The sequence below is a fragment of the Chitinibacter sp. FCG-7 genome (genome assembly GCF_040047665.1).
Taxonomy (GTDB): Bacteria; Pseudomonadota; Gammaproteobacteria; order Burkholderiales; family Chitinibacteraceae; genus Chitinibacter; species Chitinibacter mangrovi.
Map to the genome: position 1 here is coordinate 1,337,637 of NZ_CP157355.1, position 24,139 is coordinate 1,361,775.

At 56.3% G+C, this 24,139-nt stretch carries 29 protein-coding genes; 19 read left to right on the plus strand and 10 right to left on the minus strand.

Annotation, left to right across the window (positions count from 1 at the left end; translation table 11 throughout):
- Window positions 1-129: 129 nt before the first annotated feature.
- From ABHF33_RS06190 to ABHF33_RS06220, 7 genes are read right to left on the minus strand one after another with little or no spacing between them, the layout of a single operon-like run.
- Window positions 130-435, minus strand: a complete 306-nt coding sequence (locus ABHF33_RS06190) for a hypothetical protein (RefSeq protein WP_348946094.1) — start codon at window positions 433-435, stop codon at window positions 130-132.
- Window positions 432-1,046, minus strand: a complete 615-nt coding sequence (locus ABHF33_RS06195) for a hypothetical protein (RefSeq protein WP_348946095.1) — start codon at window positions 1,044-1,046, stop codon at window positions 432-434. The genes ABHF33_RS06190 and ABHF33_RS06195 overlap by 4 nt, the downstream gene beginning before the upstream one ends.
- Entirely contained in the window at window positions 1,046-2,620 is a 1,575-nt protein-coding gene (locus ABHF33_RS06200) for a hypothetical protein (RefSeq protein ID WP_348946096.1), read from the minus strand. The genes ABHF33_RS06195 and ABHF33_RS06200 overlap by 1 nt, the downstream gene beginning before the upstream one ends.
- Window positions 2,617-3,813 carry a type II secretion system F family protein gene (locus ABHF33_RS06205; protein WP_348946097.1) on the minus strand — a complete coding sequence of 399 codons (1,197 nt, stop codon included), beginning with the start codon at window positions 3,811-3,813 and terminating at the stop codon, window positions 2,617-2,619. The genes ABHF33_RS06200 and ABHF33_RS06205 overlap by 4 nt, the downstream gene beginning before the upstream one ends.
- A 2-nt stretch (window positions 3,814-3,815) precedes the next feature.
- On the minus strand, window positions 3,816-5,516 hold the full coding sequence (locus tag ABHF33_RS06210) for a GspE/PulE family protein (RefSeq protein ID WP_348946098.1): 1,701 nt from the start codon (window positions 5,514-5,516) through the stop codon (window positions 3,816-3,818).
- Window positions 5,500-6,642 (minus strand): tetratricopeptide repeat protein, encoded by a 1,143-nt coding sequence (locus ABHF33_RS06215; RefSeq protein ID WP_348946099.1) that lies wholly within the window; start codon window positions 6,640-6,642, stop codon window positions 5,500-5,502. The genes ABHF33_RS06210 and ABHF33_RS06215 overlap by 17 nt, the downstream gene beginning before the upstream one ends.
- Window positions 6,639-8,489: a hypothetical protein gene (locus ABHF33_RS06220; RefSeq protein WP_348946100.1), complete on the minus strand. Its 1,851-nt coding sequence runs from the start codon at window positions 8,487-8,489 to the stop codon at window positions 6,639-6,641. Before ABHF33_RS06220 ends, ABHF33_RS06215 begins: the two co-directional genes overlap by 4 nt.
- Window positions 8,490-8,813: 324 nt before the next feature.
- On the opposite strand from ABHF33_RS06220, the gene ABHF33_RS06225 reads away from it, so the two are divergent.
- The 16 genes from ABHF33_RS06225 (at window position 8,814) to hisD (ending at window position 19,421) form a co-directional block, all read left to right on the plus strand.
- A complete protein-coding gene (locus tag ABHF33_RS06225; RefSeq protein WP_348946101.1) occupies window positions 8,814-9,605 on the plus strand; it encodes an ABC transporter ATP-binding protein in 792 nt (263 codons plus the stop codon).
- A gap of 7 nt (window positions 9,606-9,612) precedes the next feature.
- Window positions 9,613-10,404, plus strand: coding sequence for a lipid asymmetry maintenance ABC transporter permease subunit MlaE (gene mlaE, locus ABHF33_RS06230; protein ID WP_348946102.1), 792 nt, complete (start codon window positions 9,613-9,615; stop codon window positions 10,402-10,404).
- Window positions 10,405-10,875, plus strand: a complete 471-nt coding sequence (mlaD, locus tag ABHF33_RS06235) for an outer membrane lipid asymmetry maintenance protein MlaD (RefSeq protein ID WP_348946103.1) — start codon at window positions 10,405-10,407, stop codon at window positions 10,873-10,875. It abuts the gene before it with no gap.
- A 1-nt stretch (window position 10,876) separates the two neighbouring features.
- On the plus strand, window positions 10,877-11,488 hold the full coding sequence (locus tag ABHF33_RS06240; protein ID WP_348946104.1) for an MlaC/ttg2D family ABC transporter substrate-binding protein: 612 nt from the start codon (window positions 10,877-10,879) through the stop codon (window positions 11,486-11,488).
- On the plus strand, window positions 11,488-11,760 hold the full coding sequence (locus tag ABHF33_RS06245; RefSeq protein WP_348946105.1) for an STAS domain-containing protein: 273 nt from the start codon (window positions 11,488-11,490) through the stop codon (window positions 11,758-11,760). Before ABHF33_RS06240 ends, ABHF33_RS06245 begins: the two co-directional genes overlap by 1 nt.
- A 58-nt stretch (window positions 11,761-11,818) precedes the next feature.
- On the plus strand, window positions 11,819-12,643 hold the full coding sequence (locus ABHF33_RS06250) for an MlaA family lipoprotein (RefSeq protein ID WP_348946106.1): 825 nt from the start codon (window positions 11,819-11,821) through the stop codon (window positions 12,641-12,643).
- Entirely contained in the window at window positions 12,640-13,533 is an 894-nt protein-coding gene (locus tag ABHF33_RS06255) for an ABC transporter ATP-binding protein (RefSeq protein WP_348946107.1), read from the plus strand. The genes ABHF33_RS06250 and ABHF33_RS06255 overlap by 4 nt, the downstream gene beginning before the upstream one ends.
- 208 nt (window positions 13,534-13,741) lie before the next feature.
- The gene (locus ABHF33_RS06260; RefSeq protein ID WP_348946108.1) at window positions 13,742-14,497 is read left to right on the plus strand and encodes an ABC transporter permease; all 756 of its coding nucleotides are present in this window, start codon (window positions 13,742-13,744) and stop codon (window positions 14,495-14,497) included.
- Between the two features lie 69 nt (window positions 14,498-14,566).
- The gene (locus ABHF33_RS06265; protein WP_157670720.1) at window positions 14,567-14,815 is read left to right on the plus strand and encodes a BolA family protein; all 249 of its coding nucleotides are present in this window, start codon (window positions 14,567-14,569) and stop codon (window positions 14,813-14,815) included.
- A complete protein-coding gene (locus tag ABHF33_RS06270) occupies window positions 14,812-14,994 on the plus strand; it encodes a hypothetical protein (protein ID WP_348946109.1) in 183 nt (60 codons plus the stop codon). Before ABHF33_RS06265 ends, ABHF33_RS06270 begins: the two co-directional genes overlap by 4 nt.
- A 137-nt stretch (window positions 14,995-15,131) precedes the next feature.
- Window positions 15,132-16,382, plus strand: a complete 1,251-nt coding sequence (murA, locus tag ABHF33_RS06275) for a UDP-N-acetylglucosamine 1-carboxyvinyltransferase (protein WP_348946110.1) — start codon at window positions 15,132-15,134, stop codon at window positions 16,380-16,382.
- Window positions 16,382-16,786, plus strand: a complete 405-nt coding sequence (locus ABHF33_RS06280; protein WP_348946111.1) for a DUF4870 domain-containing protein — start codon at window positions 16,382-16,384, stop codon at window positions 16,784-16,786. Before murA ends, ABHF33_RS06280 begins: the two co-directional genes overlap by 1 nt.
- Window positions 16,787-16,837: 51 nt before the next feature.
- Entirely contained in the window at window positions 16,838-17,491 is a 654-nt protein-coding gene (gene hisG / locus ABHF33_RS06285; RefSeq protein WP_348946112.1) for an ATP phosphoribosyltransferase, read from the plus strand.
- 11 nt (window positions 17,492-17,502) lie between these two features.
- Entirely contained in the window at window positions 17,503-17,733 is a 231-nt protein-coding gene (locus ABHF33_RS06290; RefSeq protein WP_348946113.1) for a hypothetical protein, read from the plus strand.
- A 78-nt stretch (window positions 17,734-17,811) separates the two neighbouring features.
- Window positions 17,812-17,952, plus strand: coding sequence for a hypothetical protein (locus ABHF33_RS06295; protein WP_348946114.1), 141 nt, complete (start codon window positions 17,812-17,814; stop codon window positions 17,950-17,952).
- Between the two features lie 170 nt (window positions 17,953-18,122).
- The gene (hisD, locus tag ABHF33_RS06300; RefSeq protein ID WP_432803959.1) at window positions 18,123-19,421 is read left to right on the plus strand and encodes a histidinol dehydrogenase; all 1,299 of its coding nucleotides are present in this window, start codon (window positions 18,123-18,125) and stop codon (window positions 19,419-19,421) included.
- Window positions 19,422-19,449: 28 nt separating this feature from the next.
- Here the strand turns inward: hisD and ABHF33_RS06305 are convergent, their stop codons facing one another.
- The 3 genes from ABHF33_RS06305 to ABHF33_RS06315 all read right to left on the minus strand — a co-directional run bounded on the left by ABHF33_RS06305 (window position 19,450) and on the right by ABHF33_RS06315 (window position 21,892).
- The gene (locus tag ABHF33_RS06305; RefSeq protein WP_348946115.1) at window positions 19,450-20,490 is read right to left on the minus strand and encodes a hypothetical protein; all 1,041 of its coding nucleotides are present in this window, start codon (window positions 20,488-20,490) and stop codon (window positions 19,450-19,452) included.
- 126 nt (window positions 20,491-20,616) lie between these two features.
- Window positions 20,617-21,444 (minus strand): polysaccharide deacetylase family protein, encoded by an 828-nt coding sequence (locus tag ABHF33_RS06310; RefSeq protein WP_348946116.1) that lies wholly within the window; start codon window positions 21,442-21,444, stop codon window positions 20,617-20,619.
- Between the two features lie 10 nt (window positions 21,445-21,454).
- On the minus strand, window positions 21,455-21,892 hold the full coding sequence (locus tag ABHF33_RS06315) for a nuclear transport factor 2 family protein (RefSeq protein WP_348946117.1): 438 nt from the start codon (window positions 21,890-21,892) through the stop codon (window positions 21,455-21,457).
- 182 nt (window positions 21,893-22,074) lie between these two features.
- Here ABHF33_RS06315 and ABHF33_RS06320 point away from each other — a divergent pair, with 182 nt between their 5' ends.
- The 3 genes from ABHF33_RS06320 (at window position 22,075) to hisH (ending at window position 24,064) form a co-directional block, all read left to right on the plus strand.
- Window positions 22,075-22,623, plus strand: coding sequence for a TetR/AcrR family transcriptional regulator (locus tag ABHF33_RS06320; protein ID WP_348946118.1), 549 nt, complete (start codon window positions 22,075-22,077; stop codon window positions 22,621-22,623).
- A 201-nt stretch (window positions 22,624-22,824) separates the two neighbouring features.
- Window positions 22,825-23,418, plus strand: a complete 594-nt coding sequence (hisB, locus tag ABHF33_RS06325; protein WP_157670246.1) for an imidazoleglycerol-phosphate dehydratase HisB — start codon at window positions 22,825-22,827, stop codon at window positions 23,416-23,418.
- Window position 23,419: 1 nt separating this feature from the next.
- On the plus strand, window positions 23,420-24,064 hold the full coding sequence (hisH, locus tag ABHF33_RS06330) for an imidazole glycerol phosphate synthase subunit HisH (protein ID WP_348946119.1): 645 nt from the start codon (window positions 23,420-23,422) through the stop codon (window positions 24,062-24,064).
- Window positions 24,065-24,139 lie beyond the last annotated feature (75 nt).

Below are 24,139 nucleotides of genomic sequence, written 5' to 3' on the forward strand. Positions count from 1 at the left end.
TCGCTGCGCATTTTACGCTTTTCAATTCAATTGCCTGTAACAGTATTCATGCATCAGCGTGGGCTAATCGAGGATTTCTGCGCACATAACCATGACAGACCAGTTGAAGGGAATAAGAAAGCGCGGGGATTAATCCTGCACAGCACGCTCGCCGGGGCGTAATTGGCGCGGTTTTGGCGCGCTCTGGCCGTCAACCCAATGCGTCTGCTGGCGCGGCCCCTGCAAATAGCCATTGTAAAAATCAGGCGACGGATTCAATACGGGCGCAGTGCTGACTGCGCTGGCCGGCGAGGCCGTTTTGCTTTGCGCACGCAGCTGGGCGCGTTCACTCTGGCTGAAAAACAAAGTACCCCAATCGTCCGCTTGCACATTAATGGCCAGCATCATCAAAGCAAGCAGCGAGACCAAGCCCAGCAAAATCCGCTTTTTCATCATGATGCCTTGTGAAGGCCAATGCTCAGCCAGTCGTAGTGACATTCAACGGCGACCCCGCTGGCAGTATTCGCAGCAGAAGCACCAGCGCGGGCAAAGCGGCACTGCCGCGCCACCGCCATGCCGGGCAAGCGGGTCAGCCAGCGCTCAAACTGGCTTAAATCCCACTCGCTGCCAGCGCGCCAACTCACTGTCATTTTGCTCGCTAGTACAGCACTCTGCCCGTCTGCCACCGGCGCGCCAAGCTGCCTTTGCGGCGCAAACGCGTAGTCGAGCTGCCAGTGCGCTTGCTGCTGACGCAACTGCTCCAGCGCCTCGATCCAGTCCAGCCGGTGCTCGGAGCCCAACACGCGCATTTGCTGCAAATGCAGATAGGGCTGCTGGTACTGCCGCACCGTCTGCCATTGCTGCTGCTCTTGCGTGAACAATTGCCGCTGCTGATTGATCTGCGCGCTTTGCTTGGCCATGCTTTGATGGACACGCGCAAAAACAAACCAGCTCGACAACAGTAAAGCCAAAGCCAGCACAATGGCCGCCGCAGCCCACAGCAGTTGCGGCCCGATCAGGCGTAAGTCTTGCCAGGTGAGATCCCAATTGCGCCAATCGCCTCGCATCAAGCGCCCTCCTTGCTTACACCTGCTTTGAAAACCAGCTGCACGCGGATGATGAAATCCGGCTTCATCTCGCGTCCCCCGCCTTGCTTGGCAGCGGCAGGCTGCACACTGGCTGCCGGGCTAGTATCAAGCGGCCATTGCTCGACGGAAACAGTCGCATCCGGCCAGCGCTGCAGAGCTTGCACCAGCGCCTCAACCTCGGCGATGGCGGCCCGATAAGCCAGCCGGTTCTGCACTTGGCCACTGATCAATAAGGTTTGATCTCGCCACGCCACTGGATCGGGAGAGTTTGGCTCAGCATTTTCGCCCTGTGCCTGCGCCCCATATTGACCCGTCAACCAGCGTACTTCGCTGATCGACAAGCCCGGCAGCGCTTGCAAGACGTGGCTCAAGCGCCGCAAGGTGGGCTCAAACCTGGGCGCAGATTGCAGATGATCGCGCTGCAGTTGCATCACCTGCTCTAGCTGCCCAGCTTCGGCGGCGGAAAGCGGCGATTGCACCAGACTGCGTGCCAGTTGTTGGCGTTGCTGCTCAAGCGCTTGCCCGACCTGCTGGCCCAAGGCCAGCTGCCGGTGGCCATCAAATACCTGCCAGACCAAAGTTAATACCAGTATGCATGCGCAGACCAATCCAGCTATAGCCCCCAGCAATACACGCCTACCCAGTATATTAAGTTGATGGTATTTCATCACGCGAGCAGGCGCATACTGATTGGGTACGCCACGCACCACCAGCATGGCCACCAGCAGGTCGCACCAGTGATGACAGGTTTTGGGTAGCCCCAGCCGCACCGCCAGATCGCTGATGTTGGCCTGCATATTGATCTGCACCAGCTCGGCCACATCGCCCAGCGCCAGCAACACTTCGGCGTGCATAGGCGCGAGGGCTGCGTCAAAAAAAGCCAGAATATGCAGCGTTTCGTCGTGCCTGAGCAGATGCAGCGTCATCAGATATTGCCGTGCGCGGATAATTTCGCCCGCCATTCGGTTTGCGTGCGTGTCTTGCTGCGCGCGAAAAGTCGCCAATCGGGAAAAACGCAGCCCTTCGGGCGTGAAATAGCTCTGCCTGAGCTGGCCCGGCGCATTACACGACATTACCAGCGCGCAAGGCTGGCCGGGGTTGAGCTGCGAGAGCATGATTTGCGTCAGCAAGGCCACCGAATACACACCGACCACAGCGGCTTTGACCACGGCCAGATCGGCCAGAATCCGCTCCAACGCATCAGATTGAGTCAGCGCCGAAAGCTGCAGACTATCCTGCCCGCCACGCCGTGCGGCTGAGTGAACGCTGGCGCGGCGATATGGCGTGGCGCGAAAATGCTGGGCCAGCTTGCGCTCGCACAGCGTACGCTGATCCTTGCCCGACAGATGCGGGATTATTTCATGCTGAAAATCTTCCTCAACCAGATCGGTCACAATGCAGTAGCTCAGGCTGGCGTGACGGATAATCCATTCGCGAAAATCGCTAATACCCAGCTCATTGTGCGGAAAAAATGCCAGTGGCAGCGCGCTCTGCTCGCTCCAGCCATAGGCTGACACCACTTCATGCGTTAGAAACAGGACAATGGTTTTCATCGCAGCTGGCTCATCGCGTCAAAAATAGGGCCGAGCACCGCCGACATAATCCACGCCAGAGCCAGCCCCAGCAGCACAGTCATCACCGGTTCGAGCAGGGCATGCACCCGGGCGATGGCGTCCCTGATGTCGCGCTCATAAAAGTAGGCCACATTCCGCAGGGCCTCATCCAGCTGCCCCGAGCCTTCGCCGACGCGCAGCATTCTGAGGACCAACGGCGGAAACAGGCCGGTCTGCGCAAAGCTGGCCGACAAGCCCTGCCCGTCATTGATCCGGCTTTCAACTTGCAGCAAGGCCTCGGCCAGCACCCGGTTATTGATCACACCCCGGGTCATGCCGATGGCATCAAGCACCGGAATACCCGCGCCGTACAATAGCGCCAGCACATTGGCAAAACGCGCCAGCAAAATTCGGTTCACGATGCTACCTACCGCAGGCAGACGCAGCAGCCAGCCATCCAGCAAAAAGCGAAGCCGCATATCCACCCGCCAGCGCCAACGCAATCCGAGCACGATCAACGCCAACATAAATAGCATCGGCACGCCAAAATGGGTCAGCAGCCCCGATAGCCACAGCAAAAGCTGCGTGCTGGGCGGAATCTGCTGTTGCATCGCCTGCATAAACTGCAGCAATTGCGGCACCAGATACACCAGCAGAAAACACAGCACAGCCAGCACCAGCACCGCCACAAAAGCCGGATACATTAGGATGCGGCGGGTCTGTACGATCAGTTCATCCTGCCATTTGATCGAGTCGGCCAGACGTTTGAGCACGGCAGGCAGCTCGCCACTGAGCTCGCCCGCCTGCACCAGATTGACAAAAACCGGATCAAACACCGCCGGATGGGCGCGCAGCGCTTGCGACAGCAGCTTGCCGCCTGCAATGTCTTCTATCAGCACCGCCAGCAAGGCGCGGACATGGGGCTGCTCGTGGCTATCGCGCAAGTCACCCAGCCCTTCGAGCAGCGGCACACCGGCGCGGGTGAGCTGCTCCAGATGAAAACAGAAGTTGATCAATTCACGGCGGCTGATTCGGCTCGTACTAGAACTGGCGCTGACGTTTTCTTCACGTGCGTCGATCAGTGTTAAGGCCAGCTTTGACAGCCGCTGCTCAAGATCGGCCAGATGCGCAGCGGGCAAGACGCCGCGCCGGATGGTGCCTTGCTGATCGACAGCCCGGTAACGGTAGCGCATCTTTAGTGCACCCTATCGGTCAGATCGACCACTCGGCCAATTTCATCGAGCGAAGTCAGGCCCGAACGCACCAGACGACAGGCGTCGTCTGCCAGCGGTACAAAGCCCTTGCGCTGGGCCATTTGCCTCAGCTCGTGCGCCGTGGCTCGCCTGGCAATCAGCTCGTCGAGTTCGCTATCGGTTTTTAGCAGCTCCATCACCATGGTTCGGCCCTGATAGCCCTGATGCTCGCATTGAGGGCAGCCGCTGGCGCGGTAAAGCGTGCGTGGTGCATCGGAGCTCAGGCCCAACAGGGTTTGCTCGAACGCGTCGGCCTCGTAGGCCTCTTTGCAATGCGGGCACAAAATGCGCACCAGCCGCTGCGCGATCATCCCGATGATATTGCCGCACAGCACATCAGGCAGCACGCCCATATCCAGCAAACGCGGCAAAACACCGAGCGCCGAGCCGGTATGCAGGGTGGCATACACCTGATGCCCGGTCATGGCGGCGCGAAAAGCCATTTCGGCGCTGGCGTGATCGCGGATTTCGCCGATCAGAATCACATCCGGGTCCTGACGCAGTATGGAGCGGATACCATTCACAAAATCCAGCTTGCTGCTGTCATTAATCGAGGTCTGCCGCACCATAGGCAGCGGATATTCCACCGGGTCTTCCAGCGTCATGATATTCAGATCAAGCGAATTGATCTGATTCAGTATCGAATACAGCGTCGTTGTTTTGCCCGATCCGGTGGGGCCGGTGAGCAAAATAATGCCTTCCGGCCTGGCAATCATCAGCTGCAGCAAGGCCAGATTGGCAGCGCTGATGCCCAGCGAAGCCAGCGGCACCAGCCCTTGCTGACGATCCAGAATACGCAGCACCATATTTTCACCCCACGTTGTCGGATGCGCCGAAACGCGAAAATCCAGGCTGCGCCCGGACAGCATTAGCGACATCCGGCCATCCTGTGGGGCACGGGTTTCGGCAATATTCATGCTGGCCAGCACTTTGAGCCGCACCACCATCGCCGGCCAATAGGTTTTGTGCAATGAACGCACCTGCCTCAATACGCCGTCGATCCGGTAGCGAATCCGCACAAACGATTGCTCGGGCTCGAAATGCACATCCGATGCACCCCGCGTCGCAGCATCGGCCAGCAGGGCATCGATCAGGCGCACTACCGGCTGGCTGTACTCGCCCGCACTCAGGCTCTGGCTGGCGTAGTCGATTTCCCCGGTTTCAATCTCATGCAAAATGCCATCAATCGACAACTCGAAACCATAGTACTGATTGATCGCGTGCGTGATGTCCGACTCGGCAGCCAGCAGCGGCACAATCTGGTATTGATCTTTAATCTGCATCCGTAGCTGATCCAGCGCCAGCAGATTATCCGGGTTGGCCATCGCCACCGTCAGCTGCTGCGTGTGCGCATTCAAACCCAGCGGCAGCACCAGCAAACGCTTGGCCAGCTCCTTAGGAATCAGGCGAATGGCTTGTGGGTCGGCGATCATGCGCACCAGATCGGCGGTCTCGTGCCCAAGCTTTTCTGCCAATGCCTCCTGAAGCACGCGCTCGGACATAAAGCCGAGCAAAACCAGTATTTTGCCCAGCAGCAAGCCCGATTGCTTTTGCTCGAGTAGCGCGATGCGCAGCTGATCTTCGGTAATCAGACCTTGGGCAATCAGCTGCTGCCCCAGTAATTGTTTATTCTGCCCGGCCATCGGCATCCTCCTGCAGGCGAGCCAGCCGCACGCGCACGGCAGCAGGTTCGAATTGCGCCTTGCGTTGCGCCGCCAGCGTCAGTGCTTTCTGATAAAACTCGGCCGCCAGTGCGCTCTGGCGCAAATGATCCAGACTAATCGCCAGGTTGTAGGCCAGATCGGGGTGATCGGGCTGCTCGCTCCAGGCCAGAAAATACTGCGTTTGCGCCTCCTGCCAGCGCTGCCGGGCAGCGTAATACTGGCCCAGCAGAAAAGGCCGGGCTTGTGCCGCCTGCAGCCAGTCGGCTTCTGCGGCATTGGCTTTAATAGCGTCAGTGGCCGACTCCAGCGCCAGCTGTGCCGCGGCCACTTCGGCATCCTGCGGGTTCAGCTGCAGCAAATATTGGTAAATCCCCGCCGCCCGTCCCCGTTGCCCCTGTTGCAGCGCGATCGCAGCCAGCCCCAGCAAAGCATCGCGCTGATTTGGCTGGCTAGCCAGAATCTGCCGGTAGCGGGTTTCAGCCTGAGCCAGCTCGCCCGACTGAAAATCGCCCCAGGCCTGCAATAGCGCGGCAGGCGTCTGATTCCGGCTGGCAATCAGCCGCACCGGCTCGGCTGAAGGATCGTCACCCTCGGCAGGCACAGCAGCCAAGGGCAGCTCCTGTGTCTTTCCTTTCAATTCGTCATTAGAGGTATTGCCCGCAACATCAATCTGTAATTGATCTTCAAGCCTATACTCCTCAGCCAAAATGGGTGAGCTACTCTGGCTAACACTACGATGCACTGTACTCGGCGTGGGCAAGTGCGATGGCTGAGCCTGAACAACAGGCGCGGGCAAGGCTGGCCAGATCCGCTGCTGATAGCGCCAAGCCAGCCAGAGCAGCAACACCAGCACAAAGAGCGCGCCACTCAAACCCACCGCCGCCAGACGCAACGATCCGCGCGGGGTTGACGATGCGCCAGCCGGTGGCCAAACCGTGCCGGGCACTGGCGTGGCCGCCGGAATATCGTTGGCGACGGTAGTCACAGTGGCCACAGGCTCACCGCCAACCAGAGATGGCTCGATACGGCTGGGCATTGCTGATTCAGCCGCACCGTCGCTACCGAGCGCGCGTCGCAAGGCATTGATCGGCGCACTCCGATTCATTCCTGCGCCTCCTTCTTCTCAGGAATCTGTAAAGGAGCTTGCACAGGAATCTGCCCAGACTGAAACGCCGACAAGGCATGATCGCCCGGCGAAGCAAAGAAGTCTTGATCGGGCAGCCATTGCCGATACGCCGCCTGCTCGCCATTCACGCCTTGCTCGCCCACCAGCAGCGGGCGCAGAAATACAACCAGCTCGATTTTGCTCACTTTGTCATCCCGGTAGCTAAACACATCGCCGATCACCGGTAAGCGCGAAACACCGGGCAAGCCCTGGCGCGTATTGTTCTGCTTATCCTGAATCAGGCCACCGAGCACGGCAGACTGGCCACTGGCGATTTTGAGCGTGGAGTCAAATTCGCGCACCTGCAGCACCGGAATCAGGCTCTGCACACTTTTGCCCGAATCTGCCGCAATCAGCGCCACCGCCGGGTCTTCGACATAGCGGCTGATATTGGTAATCGTCGGGCGCACATTCATTGAAATCGCTCCCGCCTGCGAGACCTGTGGCGTCACCTGCATCACCAGCCCGACCGGCACGGTATGCAGCGTCGAGGTATAGGTTCGGCCAGTGACCACGCCGTCGGCGTTTTTATCTTCGTCGAGCGCAAGCGTGAAATACACCTGCTCTTCAACCACTTTCATCACCGCCGTCTGGTTATTGAGCGCAATGATTTTCGGGCTCGATAGCACGCGGGTACGGCCAAATTGCTCCAGCAGCCTGATCGTGGCCGCAAACTGATTGCTGGTATACGACACCACAGCAGCCGGGGCGGTGGCCAAATTAGCGCCCAGCAGACTTTGCCCCAGACTCCAGCCCTGCCCGGAGGCGATCTTTGACCAATCAACGCCAGCCTGATACTGATCACCCAGCGCCACCTCGACGATCGTCGCCTCAATCATCACTTGCCGCTGCGCCGAGCTTTGTACTGCCGCCAGAAATTCGGCCACTTTAAGCTGATCCTTGTGACTGGCGCGAATGCTGATGGTGCCGCTTTCCGGATTCATCACCACCAGATTGCCCGACGCAAGCGGTGGGCTTGCTGCCAGCAAGAGCTGCGGCGTGATGCCCTGCCGGGTTTTCTCGGTCTGGGCCAGCGTTTTATCGACTTTGGCCAAACCATCGGCCAGAGCCAGCGCCGCCTTCGGGTCATTGCCGCCGCCATTGAGCGAATGCGCCACTTGCTGGGCAATCGCGCCCACCATCGGTGAATTGGCCGCCCCTGTGGGCGAACCCTCCCTAATCCCCAGCATGTCTTTCAGATTGCCCTCCAGCCGACGCCAGAACTGGTTCAGGTTTTCACTCTCGATTGCGGTGCTCGAACTATTGCGCGCCGTTGCGCCGGCCTCGATTCGGGACGAGCTGGCCACCGAGTTAAACACCGCCACACTCGATTTCATCGTGCGGGATAAATTGAAATAATCAATCCGGTATGTTTTGAAATAAGGCTGATCCGGCCGTACCGTCAGTACGCCCTGCTCCAGCGTCCAGCGCAGATCAAGCTGGCTGGCCAGCCGGTCCAGAATTTGCGGCAGCGTCTGATTGATGGCGTTCAAGGTCACCAGCCCCTGCACTTGCGGGTGAACGTCGACATTGATTTGGGCATCGCGAGCCAGCGCAAACAGCAGGCGATTAACCGGCAACTGGCTGACCACAATACTATAGGCTTCCAGCTTAGGGCTGCTGCCGGGCTTGGGTAGATAGGGAATCAGCTCGACGGGCTTGGGAATGGCCGGATTCGCTGGCGCAGCCGCCTGCACATGCCGCCCCTCGGGATCGGCAGGCTTGCGCGTCGCCATGCATGCACTCAGGCTGCATAGCAGCAAAATAGGCCAGAGATATTCTTTCATTTTTTGTTTATTACTAGTAAGTTAAAAACCATTCTAGATAAGAGATTTTTAATTACCAACAATGAAAGTCTGATCTAGGCAAAAAACTAGCCTTTCACCGGTAAAATTGCACAGCCCAGCAGATATTTAAAGGGGTATAGCCCTGTAGGCAAGACCAATAAACAGCTACAGAAATATACCCACACCATCAAACAGACAGATGCCATGTGTAGGCAAAATCACCGCAGTACATACGCCGAAATACAGTAAAATCGCCGGTGCAATGCAGCAAAAACGTGCGTGTGAGTCTTTCTTCGCCAACCTGCTTTCTTTTAAAATTTGCCCATGCCATTAATTGATTTTCAGAATGTCAGCTTTGCTTACGGCGACACACCGATTTTGCGCGATGTTTCACTGCAGATAGAAGCAGGGCAGCTGGTCGCCATTATGGGCGGCTCGGGCTCGGGCAAAACCACGCTGCTCAAGCTGATTGGCGGGCAAATCCGCGCACAAAGCGGCAAAGTCTGCGTCGCCGGGCAGGATGTCGGCGCGCTGGGCGAGCGCGAGCTGTATCAGTTGCGCCGCAAGCTGGGCATGCTGTTTCAGTTTGGCGCGCTGTTTACCGATTTGTCGGTCTTTGACAATGTGGCTTTCCCGCTGCGCGAGCGCACCACACTGCCCGAGAGCATGATTCGCGATCTAGTGCTAATGAAGCTGCAAGCCGTCGGCTTGCGCGGCGCAGCGCAGCAAATGCCGCAGGAATTATCGGGTGGCATGGCGCGGCGCGTAGCGCTGGCACGCGCGATTGCGCTTGACCCGCAAGTGATGCTGTACGACGAGCCATTTACCGGGCTTGACCCAATTTCGCTGGCCACCGTTGGCCAATTGATCCGTGAGCTGAACGACGCGCTGGGTACTGCATCAATCGTCGTGACGCACGATGTCGCCGAATCGCTGGCGATTGTCGATTATGTGTATTTCCTGGCCGACGGGCAGATTGTTGCGCAAGGCACGCCTGCGCAAGTTAGAGCGTCGGAGCATCCTTTTGTGCAGCAATTTATCAATGCGCGCCCCGATGGGCCGCTACCGTTTCATAAACCCGCGCCAGCGTACGCTGACGATTTAAGGCTTGCCTGAGAGCGAGATGAATTTTCTAGTTGAATCGATTAGCCGCTTCGGGCGGCCGCTGACCAACAGCCTGATCAAGCTGGGCTTTGCCTGCCGCTTTCTGCTGGCGATTTTGCGCCACTCGGCAACTGCCTTGTTGCGCCCGCACCTGACTTTGCGCGAGATCTGGTTTGCCGGGGTTTTATCGGTCTTGATTATTACGGTTTCGGGCTTATTTGTAGGCATGGTTCTGGCACTGCAAGGCTATGACACGCTGCAACGCTTTGGCGCCTCCAGCTCGCTGGGCATTCTGGTGGCACTATCTCTGGTGCGTGAACTGGGGCCGGTTGTCGCAGGCCTCTTGTTTGCCAGCCGCGCTGGTAGCGCCATTACGGCCGAAATCGGCCTGATGAAAACCACCGAGCAACTGGCGGCGATGGAAATGATGGCCGTGAACCCGATTGCCCGTGTTGTGGCGCCGCGCTTCTGGGGCGGAGTGATTTCAATGCCGCTCTTGGCCGCCATTTTCAGCGCCATGGGTATTCTGGGCGGCTATCTGATCGGCGTGCAATTACTGGGGCTGGATTCGGGTAGCTTCTGGTCACAAATGCAGGGTGCTGTTGATTTCCGGCTTGACGTGATGAATGGCGTGATCAAAAGCGTCTTTTTCGGCGTAGCCGTTTCGCTGATTGCGGTTTTTGAAGGGTATGATGCGCCCCCAACCGCCGAAGGCATTTCCAGCGCGACAACGCGCACTGTGGTAACCAGCGCACTGACTATTCTGGCGCTGGATTTTATTCTGACTGCTTTTATGTTCCGGGGAGTTTAAATGAAACGCGGCATGATCGACTTCTGGGTTGGCCTGTTTGCGCTAGCCGGTATTGCAGCTTTGCTGTTTCTGGCGCTCAAAGTGAGCAGCCAGGGCAACCTGCCTGCGGGCAGCTCTTACCAGCTGATTGCCAATTTTGAAAATATTGGCGGCTTGAAAGTACGCGCACCGATTAAAAGCGCAGGTGTCGTGGTCGGCCGGGTGAGCAGTATCACGCTGGACCCCGAGCGCTATGTCGCCAAGGTCACCATGGATATGGACAGCCGCTATCACTTTAGCCGCGACAGCTCGGCCGAGATTCTGACCTCCGGCCTCTTGGGCGAGCAATACATCGGCATTACTTCGGGTGCCGACGAGAAAGTCCTTAGCGCAGGCAACACGTTTAAAATCACGTCTTCAGCGATTGTGCTGGAGCAGTTAATCAGTCGTTTCCTGTTTAGTCAGGCCGACCAAGAAAAGGAAGCCCAATAATATGTTCAATTCAATGCGCCTGATGCGCAATTCATTGCTTGCGATGTTAACGCTGTTTGTGAGCGCCGCGCTGTTTGCCGCAGAAAGCCCGGAGCAGATTGTCCGCTCGGCCAGCAAAGACGTGCTGGACATCATCAAGAAAAATGAAAAAGACGCCGCCAAAACGCGTGATCTGGTCGATGCCCGCCTGTCGCCGATGGCCGACTACAAACGCATGACCGCGCTGGCCACGGGTCAGTACTGGAAAAGCGCCACACCAGCACAGCAGGACGCGCTGACCGCCGAGTTTCGCGCCATGCTGGTTCGTACTTATTTAAGCGCGCTGACACTGTATAAAAACGCCCAGATCAATATCAAGGGCAGCCGCGCTGGCAACGATGCCGACGAGCAAACCGTGCGCACCGAAGTGACTTTGCCCGGCCAGAAACCCATTCCGCTTGATTTCAGTTTTGAGAAGAAAAACGACTGGAAAGTGTACGACATCAGCGTGGACGGCATTAGCTTTATCAATAATCACCGCAACCAGTTCGGCTCGGTGATCCGCAAAGACGGCATTGACGGCTTGATCAAACAGCTGGCCGCACGCAATGCGGCAGCCAAACAGGCTAAATAATGAGCGCGATCTACCACGCCCCCGCCTTGCTCAGCAGCGAACACTGCGGCCAGTTGCTGGGTGCAATTGACGATTTGCTCCGGCAAGGCGACGTGGAGATCGACTTTTCAGCACTCAGCAGCGCAGATTCCAGCGCCGTCGCCTTGCTACTCGAATGGCAGCGACGTGCGCAGGCTGCCAAACGGGCGCTGCGCTTTGCAGCCATGCCATCGACACTGCAGCAACTGATTAGCGTCTATGGCGTGCAAGAGCTCTTGCAAATCAAGAACTAAGCAATACACAATTCATTTATCCATTACTTCTATTGCGCCCAATAAGCGCATTGCCATCATGCGCCGCCTTCTATTGCTCTCTGCTGTTTTGCTGACAGCCTGTGCTACGCCACAGAATAATTATGATCCGCTCGAGAACGTCAACCGATCGGTCTACAAATTCAATACTGCGCTGGACGATGCCGTTGTGCGCCCGGTTGCGGTGGCCTACAGCGACTATATCCCGTCGCCACTGCGCACGGCCGTCGGCAATTTCATGGGCAATATTGACGATCTGTTTGCCATCCCGGCCTCCATTCTGCAAGCCAAGGGCACTTCAGCGTCCAAAAGCACCGCTAGGGTGCTGCTCAATTCCACATTTGGTCTGGCTGGCCTGCTTGATATCGCCAGCGAAGTTCCGATTGAAAAGCAGGACGAAGATTTCGGCCAGATGTTGGGCGCCTGGGGCGTGCCCAGTGGGCCGTATCTGATGGTGCCATTTTATGGCCCGCTGACAGTGCGTGATTCAAGCGACAAACTGGCTCGCCTAGTTTGGGGGCCAATCGACTATATCGACCCGCTGGCTGGCAAGGTGGCTTATTACAGCGTATTTATTACCGACACCCGTGCCAGCCTGCTGCCTTTTGACGCCACGATTGCCGAGCAGATCGACCCCTACGCTTTTGTTCGTGATACCTATCTGCAGCGTCGCTGGTTCAAAATCCACGATGGCAACCCGCCCCACCCATTGCCGCTGGGCGAGCCAGATAGCGAGCTGGTAGACGAGGCAGACAAAAATGCCGCAGCCGAAACAGCCGAGCCGGTCAGCCAGACAGTCAACGAGGTGGTCAGTAGCGCGGAGCAAGCCGCAACCAGCCCAGAAAATACAGAGCAGAGCCAGTGAACGCCATTCAATTTAACGCCGTTGGCAAGGATTTCGGGGCGTTCACCGCGCTCAAAGAAGTGAGCTTTGCTGTCGAGCAAGGCGATTTTTTCGCCCTGCTCGGCCCCAACGGCGCAGGGAAAACCACGCTGATTTCAATTCTGGCCGGATTAACCCGCGCCACACGGGGCACAACCAAGGTGATGGGGCTGGATGTGCAGGCCAACTACCGTGAAGCACGCCGCGCCGTTGGCATCGTGCCGCAAGAGCTGGTGTTTGATCCTTTCTTTAATGTGCGCGAAGCGCTGGTATTTCAGTCTGGCTATTTCGGCATCAAACACAACGATGCGTGGATTGATGAAATTTTGCACAATCTGGGGCTGACCGACAAAGCCAACACCAATATGCGTGCACTATCTGGGGGTATGAAGCGCCGCGTCATGGTGGCTCAGGCCTTGGTGCATAAACCCCCTGTCATTGTACTGGATGAGCCCACAGCGGGCGTCGATGTCGAGCTGCGCCAGACGCTGTGGTCTTTTGTCAAAAGCCTGAATGAAAAAGGCCATACCATCGTACTGACGACGCATTATCTGGAAGAAGCCGAAACACTGTGCAACCGGATTGCGATGCTTAAACGCGGCGAGCTGATTGCGCTCGAAGACAAAAACACCATGATGCAACGCGGCGCAGCACGCAGCGTGATTTTGAAGCTCAAACCAGCGCAATTACCCGCTAGCCTGCAGTCATTGCTGATTAAGCAGCAGGACAACCGCTTCGAGCTCAAACTGGCCGATATTAAAGAGCTCGATGCGATACTGGCCGCTTTGCGTATTGAGCAAATCGAGCTGAAAGACTTGGAAATCACACAACCCGATCTGGAAGAAATTTTTGTACAGATGATGCACGCGTGAGGCGTGAGGCGTGAGGCGTGAGGCGTGAGGCGTGAGGCGTGAGGCGTGAGGCGTGAGGCGTGAGGCGTGAGGCGTGAGGCGTTCAGATTGTTTGCGTCACATATCAAGAAATCAAAGCAATAATTAAGCATTTTATAGGAGCAGGCTGTCAGGGCTAAAGGAATAAAGGTTTTCCACCTCACACCTTTCCCCTTACACCTCACACACCATGACCGGTTTTTACACTTTATTCCGCAAAGAAGTCCTGCGCTTCTGGCGCGTCGCTTTTCAGACTGTGGCCGCGCCTGTGCTCACCGCGCTGATGTATCTGCTGATTTTCGCCCATGTGCTTGATGCGCATGTGCAGCCGTATCCGGGCGTGCAGTACACGGCATTTCTGATTCCGGGTTTGATGATGATGAGCATGCTGCAAAACGCGTTTGCCAACACCAGCTCCAGCCTGATTCAATCCAAAATCACCGGCAATATTGTTTACATCCTGCTGCCGCCGATCTCGCATCTGGAGTTTTTTGGCGCATACACGCTGGCTGGCGCGGCGCGGGGCTTCGTTGTTGGCGCAGGGGTATTACTCGCAACCTTAGTATTCTCAATACTGCCATTCAAATACCCCTTATGGATTATTGTATTTGGCTTGCTGGGCTGCAGCCTGATGGCGATTCTGGGTTTAATCGCCGGCATCTGGGCGGAAAAGTTCGATCAGCTGGCCGCGTTCCAGAACTTTCTGATCATGCCGCTGACGTTTTTATCCGGCGTGTTTTACTCGATACACAGCCTGCCGCCATTCTGGCAAACCGTGTCGCATTTCAACCCGGTTTTCTACATGATTGACGGTTTCCGCTATGGCTTTTTTGGCATCAGCGACGTCAATCCATGGCATTCGCTGGCGGTTGTCGGATTTACTTTGGCAATCCTCACCTTAATTAGCCTGAGCTTGATAAAATCGGGCTACAAAATTCGTCGCTGATGGCAAAATACAGCGAAATCAACACACAGCCGCTCGCACAGCGGCCTTAAACCATCGTACCCAAGAGCAATAATGACGCCAGAACACGTACAAAGCCTGATTTCCCAGATCATCCCCTGTGAGCATATCGAAGTGGAAGGCGACGGCCACCACTTCTACGCCACCATTGTTTCGGCTCAATTTGACGGGCTCAAATTGCTGGCCCGTCATCGGGTGATCAACGATGGTCTCAAATCCTATCTCGACTCGGGCGAACTGCATGCGCTGTCAATGCGCGCCACGCTGACGCCCGCCGAATGGGCCGCACGCCAGCAATGAGTACACGCGACCCCCGCTTTGACCTGGGCAGCATCGCCAAAAACAAAGCCATTATCGAGCAAGCCAAAGTCGACGCCAACAAACGCGAAGCCAAATCAGGCGGCCCTTTGATGGCCTTGGTCAACCTGCCCTGGCTGATCGCCGCAGGTGCGTGGGTCTGGTGGGAATATTTTCGTTAAGTGAAGCAAAAGTTCTCGCACTGGCTTGCCTCGCCTTGCGGGCAAACTGTTGTCAATCGACTTAAAGCCGTCTCGGGCGGCACATTTTTCGCATGAGCCTGTTAGGGTTCAAGCGCAGAGCAAAAGGCTAAATACAAATGGATAAACTCAGAATCATCGGTGGCAACCCAATCGCAGGCGAAATCACCATTTCTGGCGCCAAAAACGCCGCCTTGCCGATCTTGTGTGCGTCTTTGCTGACCGCCGATACCTTGCATCTGACCAATGTGCCACAGCTGGCCGACGTAAAAACCACGCAAAAATTGCTGCAAGGCATGGGCATGCGCGTGATGACCGATAACGTCCACGAATACGAGCTGACCGCCAACAACATCACCAGCACCATCGCGCCCTACGAGCTGGTGAAAACCATGCGCGCGTCGATTCTGGTGCTCGGCCCAACGCTGGCGCGTTTTGGCGAGGCGCAGGTTTCCCTGCCTGGCGGCTGCGCGATTGGTGCTCGCCCGATTGATCAGCACATCAAGGGCCTGCAAGCAATGGGCGCCGAGATCGTCATCGAGCATGGCTATGTCAAAGCCACCGGCAAACTCAAAGGCTGCCGTTTCCGCTCGGACATGATCACCGTCACCGGCACTGAAAACCTGTTGATGGCCGCCACCTTGGCCGAAGGCACCACGATTCTGGAAAACGCCGCGCGCGAGCCTGAAGTGGTTGATCTGGCCGAATGTCTGATCAAAATGGGCGCAAAAATCAGCGGCCACGGCACTGATACCATCACGATTGAAGGCGTGAAAGAGTTGCACGGCGCAAAACATGCAATTGTCGCCGACCGCATCGAAACCGGTACCTTCCTCGTTGCCGCCGCAGCAGCGCAGGGCAAAATCCTGCTGCGCAACACGCGTGCAGATATTCTGGGCGCGGTGCTCGATAAATTGACCGAAGCGGGTGCCTACATCGAAACGGGTGACACCTGGATTTCGCTCGATATGAAACAGCGCGCCAAAGCCGTTGATATTCGTACGCTGGAATACCCGGCCTTCCCAACCGATATGCAAGCGCAATTCACGCTGCTCAATTCGATTGCCGAAGGTACTGGGGTGATTACCGAAACGATTTTTGAAAACCGCTTTATGCACGTGCCAGAGTTGGCGCGCATGGGCGCAAAGATCAAGGTGGATGGCCATAGCGCGATTGTGACTGGCGTTGAAAAACTATCCGGCGCAACGGTGATGGCCACTGATCTGCGCGCCTCAGCCTCGCTGGTGATCGCCGGTATGATCGCCGACGGCGAAACGATTGTGGATCGCATCTACCACTTGGACCGCGGCTACGAACATATCGAAACCAAACTGGCAGGCGTCGGCGTCAACATCGAACGGATACGCTAATGTTTATTTTAAATCCCAAACCCGCTTACCAAGAGCAGGACGATAAACCCAAGCCACCTAAAGAACATGAAAAATTCTTTGCCGTGCTGGCGCATTTGGCGGGGCTGTTCTGGTTGCCCATCGTGCCTGCGCCGATTGTGGCGATTGCGCTGCCGTTTATCGTGCTGCAATTTGCCCGTGTACATTCGGATTTTGTCGAGCAACACGCGCGCGAAGCGTGCAATTTCCAGATGCTGATGGGTTGTTTTTATATTGTTGCGCTCATCGCCACCTCGATGCTCAATACCACCTTCCTGCTGTGGTGGGTGGGAATCGGCGCTTCGCTATTTAGCATGTGGCAAGGCGGGCGGGCGATGAATGGCTGGCAGGCAAAGTACCCGGCCAAACTGAATATATTCAAATAATAGGTATTGCCCTGCAGGGCAATACAGCAAAGACATACAGGCAGATACCCCATGATTACCATCGCCCTTTCCAAAGGACGTATTTTTGAAGAAACCCTGCCGCTGCTCGCCGCCGCAGGCATCGTGCCCGCTGAAGCGCCAGAGAGCACGCGCAAGCTGATCATTGGCACCAATCAGCCGGATGTGCAGCTGATTATCGTGCGTGCGTCCGACGTACCAACGTATGTGCAATACGGCGCGGCCGATCTAGGCGTGGCGGGCAAAGACGTACTGCTTGAGCACGGTGGTCAAGGGCTATATCAACCGCTCGATCTGGAAATCGCCAAATGCGCGTTAATGGTGGCGACGCAAAACGGCTTTGATTACGAAGGCGCAGTGAAGCAAGGCGCACGCATGCGCATCGCGACCAAATACACCGAGCAGGCCAAAGAGCACTTCGCCGCCAAAGGCGTACACGTTGATCTGATCAAGCTGTATGGCTCGATGGAACTGGCTCCACTGGTGGGCTTAGCCGACGCGATTGTTGATCTAGTTTCAACTGGCGGCACGCTGAAAGCCAATAATCTGGTGGCGGTTGAGCATATTCGCGATATTTCCAGCCGTCTGGTGGTGAATCAATCGTCGCTCAAGCTCAAGCACGAACGCCTGCAGCCAATGATTGACGCCTTTGCAACGACAGTCGCCGCACGACTGGCCACAGCCTAAAGAGACACAAGATGATTTTTCGCTTACTTGGTACCGCGCTCGGGCTGGCCTTTTTGGCACTGAGCGTGAGCCAATGGCTGCAACTGATCGATAGCGCCAGACCGGCTCGGGCGATCATCGGCCAGCTCTGGCAGATCATCATCGCGGCTAGCTTGCTGATTTATGGCCTGGGCGGCCAAAAACGGCTGGATCGCTACTTGCCATTTTTCCGGGCTAAATGGTGGAAGCGGCAAGGGTCTTAAGCTGTAAATCCTACGCCGATTGCGAATAGCGCGTATGCTGTCCTAGCCAGCTGGCATTTCACCCACTAGGGGTACACCATGGCCAAAGGTCAGATACGCAGCAATAAAGAAGCAAAAAAACCCAAGCAAGAGAAAAAAACCACCATCCCCGCCTCCACATTTGGCAACGCAGCGGCGCAAGCCAGCTCGCAAATCAGCGAAGCGAAGAAACACAAGTAAAGTGAGATCTTGCGCCAGCCACCTTCGGGTGGCTTTTTTACGCACTGATGATCTGCATTGCGATCTGGATTGATATCTATCAGGCTGATCGAAATTGCACGGGCTAGCCCAATGAAGACCGGCAAGTAAGGGTATAATCGGCTAACAGCATACAACTTTGGGTCGCAGCCATGATTCGCCGTCTAAATTCCACTTCCGCCGATTTCCAATCCGATCTCACCGCCCTGCTGGCCTTTGAAACCTCGCAAGACCCGCAAGTCGATCAGCGCGTGGCGGCGATTCTGGCCGATGTCAAAGCGCGCGGCGATGCCGCCGTGGTTGAGTACACCAATCAGTTCGATGGCACCAGCGCTCATTCAATGGTCGATCTGGAGCTGACGCAGGCCGAGCTCAAAGCCGCGTTCGAGCGTCTGCCCGCCGATCAAGCCACCGCTTTGCAAGCCGCCGCAGCGCGTGTACGCAGCTACCACGAAAAACAGAAAATGAGTTCGTGGAGCTATGAAGACGAAGACGGCACGCTGCTCGGCCAGCAAGTGACGGCACTGGATCGCGTCGGCATTTATGTACCGGGCGGCAAGGCGGCGTATCCATCATCGGTGCTGATGAATGCGATCCCAGCGCACGTCGCTGGCGTGGCTGAAATCATCATGGTGGTGCCTACGCCGAAGGGCGAGCGCAATGATCTGGTCTTGGCCGCCGCGTATGTTGCTGGCGTCAGCCGCGCATTCACCATCGGCGGCGCGCAAGCCGTTGGCGCACTGGCCTACGGCACGCAAACCGTACCGCAAGTGGATAAAGTCACCGGCCCAGGGAATGCCTATGTCGCCGCCGCCAAGCGCGCGGTATTTGGGATTGTTGGCATTGATATGGTCGCTGGCCCGTCGGAAATTCTGGTACTGGCCGATGGCACGACCAATCCGGACTGGGTAGCGATGGATTTATTTAGTCAGGCTGAACACGATGAAATCGCGCAATCAATTCTGCTATGCCCAGATGCGGGGTATGTCGACGCAGTGCACGCCAGCATTGAGCGCCTGATCCATACCCAGCCACGTAAAGACATCATCGCCGCTTCACTGAAAAACCGAGGCGCGCTGATTGTGGTGAAGGATTTGGACGAAGCATGCGAGATCTGTAACTACATCGCGCCAGAGCATATGGAATTATCAGTGGAAAACCCAGAAGCGCTGCTGCCGAAAATCCGCCACGCCGGTGCAATTTTCATGGGTAAATTCACTTCCGAATCACTCGGCGACTACTGTGCGGGCCCAAATCACGTTCTGCCAACCGCCCGCAGCGCGCGTTTCTCCAGCCCGCTGGGCGTGTATGACTTCCAGAAGCGTTCGAGCCTGATCAAGGTATCGGAAGTGGGCGCGCAAAAATTGGGGCAAATCGCTTCAGTACTGGCGCACGGAGAAGGGCTGACCGCGCATGCGAATGCGGCTGAGCTGCGCTTGAAAGCCAACTAAGTAAGCAGAATCAGGGGGGGTCGAGCGATCACCCGTTTTCTGTTTCCAGCAAGCTGAGCAAGCCGCCCAGCTCCAGACTGCCGGGCGGCAGCAATTGATCGTGCAGATGCAGATGCAAAAAGGATGCGCGCCTTTCGTATTCTGCCGCATGCACCGCCAGCCCCAGCTCGCCAGCATAGCGCTGCGCCTGACGCAGTAGCCGCATTTCCAGATGCTTGAATGCATCCTCCTCAGCCAGCCGCAAGCCTCTTTGCACTGCGGTATAGGCCTCCTGCCAATTGTGCTGCCGCGCCAGCAATTCGGCCCATTCAGCCAGCAGATTGACCTCCACCCAGTGATAAGGCGTGCTGCTGATGCCTAGCAAGCCTTCTTCAATACAGATTTCGGCCTCATCGAGCTGATCCTGCGCCAGCGCAATTTGCGCCAACCTGAACAGGCACTCGGCAGCATGGTGCGGCAGCTGATGCGCTTGGCTAGTTTGCAGCGCGGCGTTCAATAGCTGGCGGGCTTGCGGATAATCGGCGAGTTTAAGCACATTCACCGCCCAGTTGATCTGCGCCATCGTGATCAGATACGGGTCGTGCGTGCCGAGCAAAAGCTGATAACCCGCTTTATGCATGATCACGGCCAGCCGGTTATCGCCCACCGCATCGCAAATCCGCCCCAGGCCAACCAGCGCCAGCCCACGGGTTTGACTCAGCTCGCTTTGGTGGCCGCACATCAGCACGCATTGCTGCCAGTAGGCCAGCGCTTGCGGATAGTGCGCCAGCGAATAATGGCAACAACCGAGCTGCTCCAGGATGGCCGGCATCTGCTGAAACAGCCGGAATTCCTGCGCATACGCCATTGATTCGGACAAAAGATTGATCGCACTGGCAAAATCACCCAGCTGGTCTTCGATCAGCGATAACTGCAGCGCAGCGGCGATAAAAGTATGGACGTCATACACATCCCGAGCCACATTCAGCAGCACATGGCACTGGCTGCGTGCGGACTCGGGCTCAGTAAAAATCCGGGCTTGAATGGCGTCAAGCTGCATCTGGCGCAGGCTGGCTGGATTGGCGGGCATAGCATTCCTCTTAAGCTCTCTTTGTAGCACAAAGCCCGCACATGCAATACATTGCGATGTATATGGCCACAAGGCAATCTAAGCAATACAGATAGAGCCATACCCCCCAGCAAACCCGCCAGACGCTCAAGGTGCTACGGTGCTCACCTTGGCAGACGTGGGCAGCTTGGCCGGGATACCCAACAAGCGATCCACCGTTGTAAAGCGATAGCCCTGCTCGCGCAAAGCCGGAATCAGCGCTTGCACAGCCATCACGGTGGGCTGGCGGCCACGGCCACCGGCGTCGTGCATCAGCACAATCGCTTCGGGGTGAATGTACTGCCTGATCACGGCGTCGATTTTGCCGCTGGCCACGTCATCGGCGTTGTTTTGCCAAGTGTGATACCAGTCCGCGCTATCGACCGACCATAAAATGGCCGTCATGCCCTGCTCTTTGAGCTTGCTGATCTGGCTGTCATTCAAAAATCCATACGGCGGGCGCATCATTGCCGGCTGAAAGCCGACTACTTTTTGGAATGCCTGCTGCGTTCTTTGCAACTGCGCATCCCACCACTGTGCATCATCGGCCATTTTGCTCAGATTAGGGTGGCTAAAGCTGTGATTAGCCAGCACATGCCCTTCAGCCAGCGCCCGTTTCACAATATCCGGGTGTTGCAAAACGCTTTGCCCAAGCCAGAAAAAAGTGGCTTTGACGTTTTCTTTTTTCAGTACATCAAGCAAAGCGGGCGTATCGGCGCTGGGGCCATCGTCAAAAGTAAAAGCAATTTCCTTTTTATCACCCGCCCCTTCCAGAAAAAACGTCGCGGGAAACTGCTGCGCCTGCCTTTCCAGCGTAGCGGCCGGAACTTGCCCGCGATTATCAATCACAGGCGTGCGCAGGCGCGGCGGCGTTTGCGCCAGAACAAGGTGCGAGAGCATTAGACTGGCCAAGATCAAACCGGAAGACAGGCGCATGACAAACTCCTTATTTCAAACCCACATTCATAAAACCGTCGATCCGCTGCAGGCGGCCATCTTCGGCAAATTGCACGGCATCAACGCCATAAAACAGCGCCTCACCGGCTTCGTTGTAGACTTTCCATTCAAACAGCGCCGCCGCATCGATAAAACGCACCGGGCCGATAATTTCACCGCGCAAGCCCGGAATCTGCTCGTGCAACGTGCCGATCATCTCATTGAGCGCTGCTCTGGATTTCACCTGATTGAATTGATCACTGTAACGTACCGAATCGGTCACTAGTTTGCCCAGCAGTTTCTGCCTTTGCTCGGGCGATTTTTCGCTCCAGGCCTGAATGTAGGCATTGAGCACATCGGTACTGGTCGGGGCGGCATGCGCTGTGATGGTCATGCCCAACCACAGGGCGGCCAGCAATCCGGCTTTTAGAGAAAGCGATTTCAACATATTACACACTCCAAACTTGGGTCTGAGAAAGTAAAACGATTGAATTGTACCGATCGTTTGGTTTAATACTCAATCAAATCAGTCGGCCTTGTCAAGCACAGCGGTTTTTCCGTTAAACTTTTAAGCGTTTGCACCGCAGGGCGCGCCAGCGCTCCCCAAAGCAAACCGACAAGGAGGCAGTTTTGGCAATTACGCACGACGAATTAATCCGGCATTTGCGCACGGTGTTTCACACCTATGGCTACGATGGCGCGTCATTAAGCCTAATCAGCCAGGCCACAGGCCTGGGCAAAGGTAGCCTTTATCACCATTTTCCCAATGGCAAAGTGGAAATGGCCAGCGCAGTGCTGCAGGCCGAAGGCGTGTGGTTCCAAAGTGGGCTGGATCTACTGCGCCAAGCCGGAGAACCGGCACACAGGCTGGCGCGGTTTATGGAATTCGTGCGGATTAGCGAGGCCAACAAGGAGCAAGCCAGTACGCTGGATGTCTATACCATGGGTAATGCACGCACACTGTTCGGCCAGGATATGGGCATCGCCGTGCAGGAATGGATCGCGGCGCTGCAGCAGGTTATTTGCGACAGCGGCATCGCCCAAGCGCAAGCCCGCCAACGGGCCATTAACGCAATTGCCCGGCTGGAAGGTGTACGGCTGATGTGCCGCTGTCTGAACGACTGGCAAATCTTTGATGATCTGCTGCAACAGTTGCCACACGACCTCTTACAACCCTGAGTCGGGGCTTGCGGCTGTCTTGCGCCAGACAGGCACGCCTTGCGCTATTCAAGCATTTGCCCAAACATTGACCGTTTTGCGCCGCTCGATCCGGCTTTTTCTTGCGCCATTGTCGGGATTTGATGCCATGGCGCTTCCCGCCAAGGCCAATCTGTTGGAAAATGCAGTATTGATCGGCATTGCCCTATACGAGAATCATCGATGCGCCAAGTTACCGTTACTCGCAATACACTGGAAACCCAAATCACGATCACGCTGAACCTGGACGGCACAGGCGTGAGCAAATTTGATACCGGCGTACCTTTTTTCGAGCATATGCTCGACCAGGTAGCTCGCCACGGCCTGTTTGATATTGAAATCAAAGCCGTTGGTGATTTGCATATCGACGCGCATCACACAGTGGAAGACGTCGGCATCACGCTCGGCCAGGCTTTTGCCAAGGCGGTTGGTGATAAAAAAGGCATCGTGCGCTACGGTCACAGCTATGTGCCGCTCGACGAAGCGCTTTCGCGCGTCGTTGTTGATTTATCGGGTCGCCCCTGTCTGGAATACGAGTGCGAATACACTCGCGCGATGATCGGCGGCTTTGACGTTGATTTGTTTGGCGAATTTTTCCGTGGTTTTGTCAATCACGCCGCGATCAGCCTGCACATCGACAATCTGAAAGGCAAAAACGCGCACCACCAAGCTGAAACGATATTCAAAGCCTTGGGCCGCGCCTTGCGCATGGCGGTTGAATTCGACCCACGGATGGCAGGCATTACCCCGTCAACCAAAGGCACGCTGGTAGGTTGAGATGACACAAACCATTGCAATTGTTGATTACGGCATGGGCAATCTGCATTCGGTCACCAAAGCGTTCGAGCTAGTGGCCGGTGATGATGCGACGATTGTGCTGACCGCCGACCCCGCCGTGGTCGCCAGCGCTGATAAAGTGGTTTTTCCCGGCCAAGGCGCAATGCCCGACTGCATGCGCGAACTCAATGAGAGTGGCCTTAAACAAGCCGTGCTTGATGCGGCGGCGAGCAAACCATTTCTTGGCATCTGTGTTGGCGCGCAATTGCTGTTTGAACACAGTGAAGAAGGCGACATGGATTGCCTTGGCGTATTCAAAGGCAAGGTTGTTAAGTTCAAGCCGGAAAATATGGTTGGCGCAGATGGGCAGAAATTGAAAGTACCGCATATGGGCTGGAACGAAATGTTCATCAAGCAGCCTCATCCGCTATGGGCAGGCATTAGCGATGCGGAACGGTTTTATTTCGTGCATAGTTATCACTTCGCGCCCGACAGCGATGCAGATACCGTGATTGAATCGGCTTATCCTTCGCGTTTTGCCGTGGCCGTCGCGCGGGACAATATTTTTGCGATTCAGTGTCACCCGGAGAAAAGCCACACCCCCGGTCTGCAATTATTGAAAAATTTCGTACACTGGAAACTGTAAAGTTTGTGACCGGACGATGAAATGTCGTTTAATTACAAACCGTTAATTTATTCAACCCCCTCACTATATGCTTTC

Bases quoted from the DNA above. Each gene is read 5' to 3' on its own strand.
- ABHF33_RS06190 (WP_348946094.1), bottom strand. From the start codon at position 435: ATGATGAAAAAGCGGATTTTGCTGGGCTTGGTCTCGCTGCTTGCTTTG.
- ABHF33_RS06195 (WP_348946095.1), bottom strand. From the start codon at position 1,046: ATGCGAGGCGATTGGCGCAATTGGGATCTCACCTGGCAAGACTTACGC.
- ABHF33_RS06200 (WP_348946096.1), bottom strand. From the start codon at position 2,620: ATGAAAACCATTGTCCTGTTTCTAACGCATGAAGTGGTGTCAGCCTAT.
- ABHF33_RS06205 (WP_348946097.1), bottom strand. From the start codon at position 3,813: ATGCGCTACCGTTACCGGGCTGTCGATCAGCAAGGCACCATCCGGCGC.
- ABHF33_RS06210 (WP_348946098.1), bottom strand. From the start codon at position 5,516: ATGGCCGGGCAGAATAAACAATTACTGGGGCAGCAGCTGATTGCCCAA.
- ABHF33_RS06215 (WP_348946099.1), bottom strand. From the start codon at position 6,642: ATGAATCGGAGTGCGCCGATCAATGCCTTGCGACGCGCGCTCGGTAGC.
- ABHF33_RS06220 (WP_348946100.1), bottom strand. From the start codon at position 8,489: ATGAAAGAATATCTCTGGCCTATTTTGCTGCTATGCAGCCTGAGTGCA.
- ABHF33_RS06225 (WP_348946101.1), top strand. From the start codon at position 8,814: ATGCCATTAATTGATTTTCAGAATGTCAGCTTTGCTTACGGCGACACA.
- mlaE (WP_348946102.1), top strand. From the start codon at position 9,613: ATGAATTTTCTAGTTGAATCGATTAGCCGCTTCGGGCGGCCGCTGACC.
- mlaD (WP_348946103.1), top strand. From the start codon at position 10,405: ATGAAACGCGGCATGATCGACTTCTGGGTTGGCCTGTTTGCGCTAGCC.
- ABHF33_RS06240 (WP_348946104.1), top strand. From the start codon at position 10,877: ATGTTCAATTCAATGCGCCTGATGCGCAATTCATTGCTTGCGATGTTA.
- ABHF33_RS06245 (WP_348946105.1), top strand. From the start codon at position 11,488: ATGAGCGCGATCTACCACGCCCCCGCCTTGCTCAGCAGCGAACACTGC.
- ABHF33_RS06250 (WP_348946106.1), top strand. From the start codon at position 11,819: ATGCGCCGCCTTCTATTGCTCTCTGCTGTTTTGCTGACAGCCTGTGCT.
- ABHF33_RS06260 (WP_348946108.1), top strand. From the start codon at position 13,742: ATGACCGGTTTTTACACTTTATTCCGCAAAGAAGTCCTGCGCTTCTGG.
- ABHF33_RS06270 (WP_348946109.1), top strand. From the start codon at position 14,812: ATGAGTACACGCGACCCCCGCTTTGACCTGGGCAGCATCGCCAAAAAC.
- murA (WP_348946110.1), top strand. From the start codon at position 15,132: ATGGATAAACTCAGAATCATCGGTGGCAACCCAATCGCAGGCGAAATC.
- ABHF33_RS06280 (WP_348946111.1), top strand. From the start codon at position 16,382: ATGTTTATTTTAAATCCCAAACCCGCTTACCAAGAGCAGGACGATAAA.
- hisG (WP_348946112.1), top strand. From the start codon at position 16,838: ATGATTACCATCGCCCTTTCCAAAGGACGTATTTTTGAAGAAACCCTG.
- ABHF33_RS06290 (WP_348946113.1), top strand. From the start codon at position 17,503: ATGATTTTTCGCTTACTTGGTACCGCGCTCGGGCTGGCCTTTTTGGCA.
- ABHF33_RS06295 (WP_348946114.1), top strand. From the start codon at position 17,812: ATGGCCAAAGGTCAGATACGCAGCAATAAAGAAGCAAAAAAACCCAAG.
- hisD (WP_432803959.1), top strand. From the start codon at position 18,123: ATGATTCGCCGTCTAAATTCCACTTCCGCCGATTTCCAATCCGATCTC.
- ABHF33_RS06305 (WP_348946115.1), bottom strand. From the start codon at position 20,490: ATGCCCGCCAATCCAGCCAGCCTGCGCCAGATGCAGCTTGACGCCATT.
- ABHF33_RS06310 (WP_348946116.1), bottom strand. From the start codon at position 21,444: ATGCGCCTGTCTTCCGGTTTGATCTTGGCCAGTCTAATGCTCTCGCAC.
- ABHF33_RS06315 (WP_348946117.1), bottom strand. From the start codon at position 21,892: ATGTTGAAATCGCTTTCTCTAAAAGCCGGATTGCTGGCCGCCCTGTGG.
- hisB (WP_157670246.1), top strand. From the start codon at position 22,825: ATGCGCCAAGTTACCGTTACTCGCAATACACTGGAAACCCAAATCACG.
- hisH (WP_348946119.1), top strand. From the start codon at position 23,420: ATGACACAAACCATTGCAATTGTTGATTACGGCATGGGCAATCTGCAT.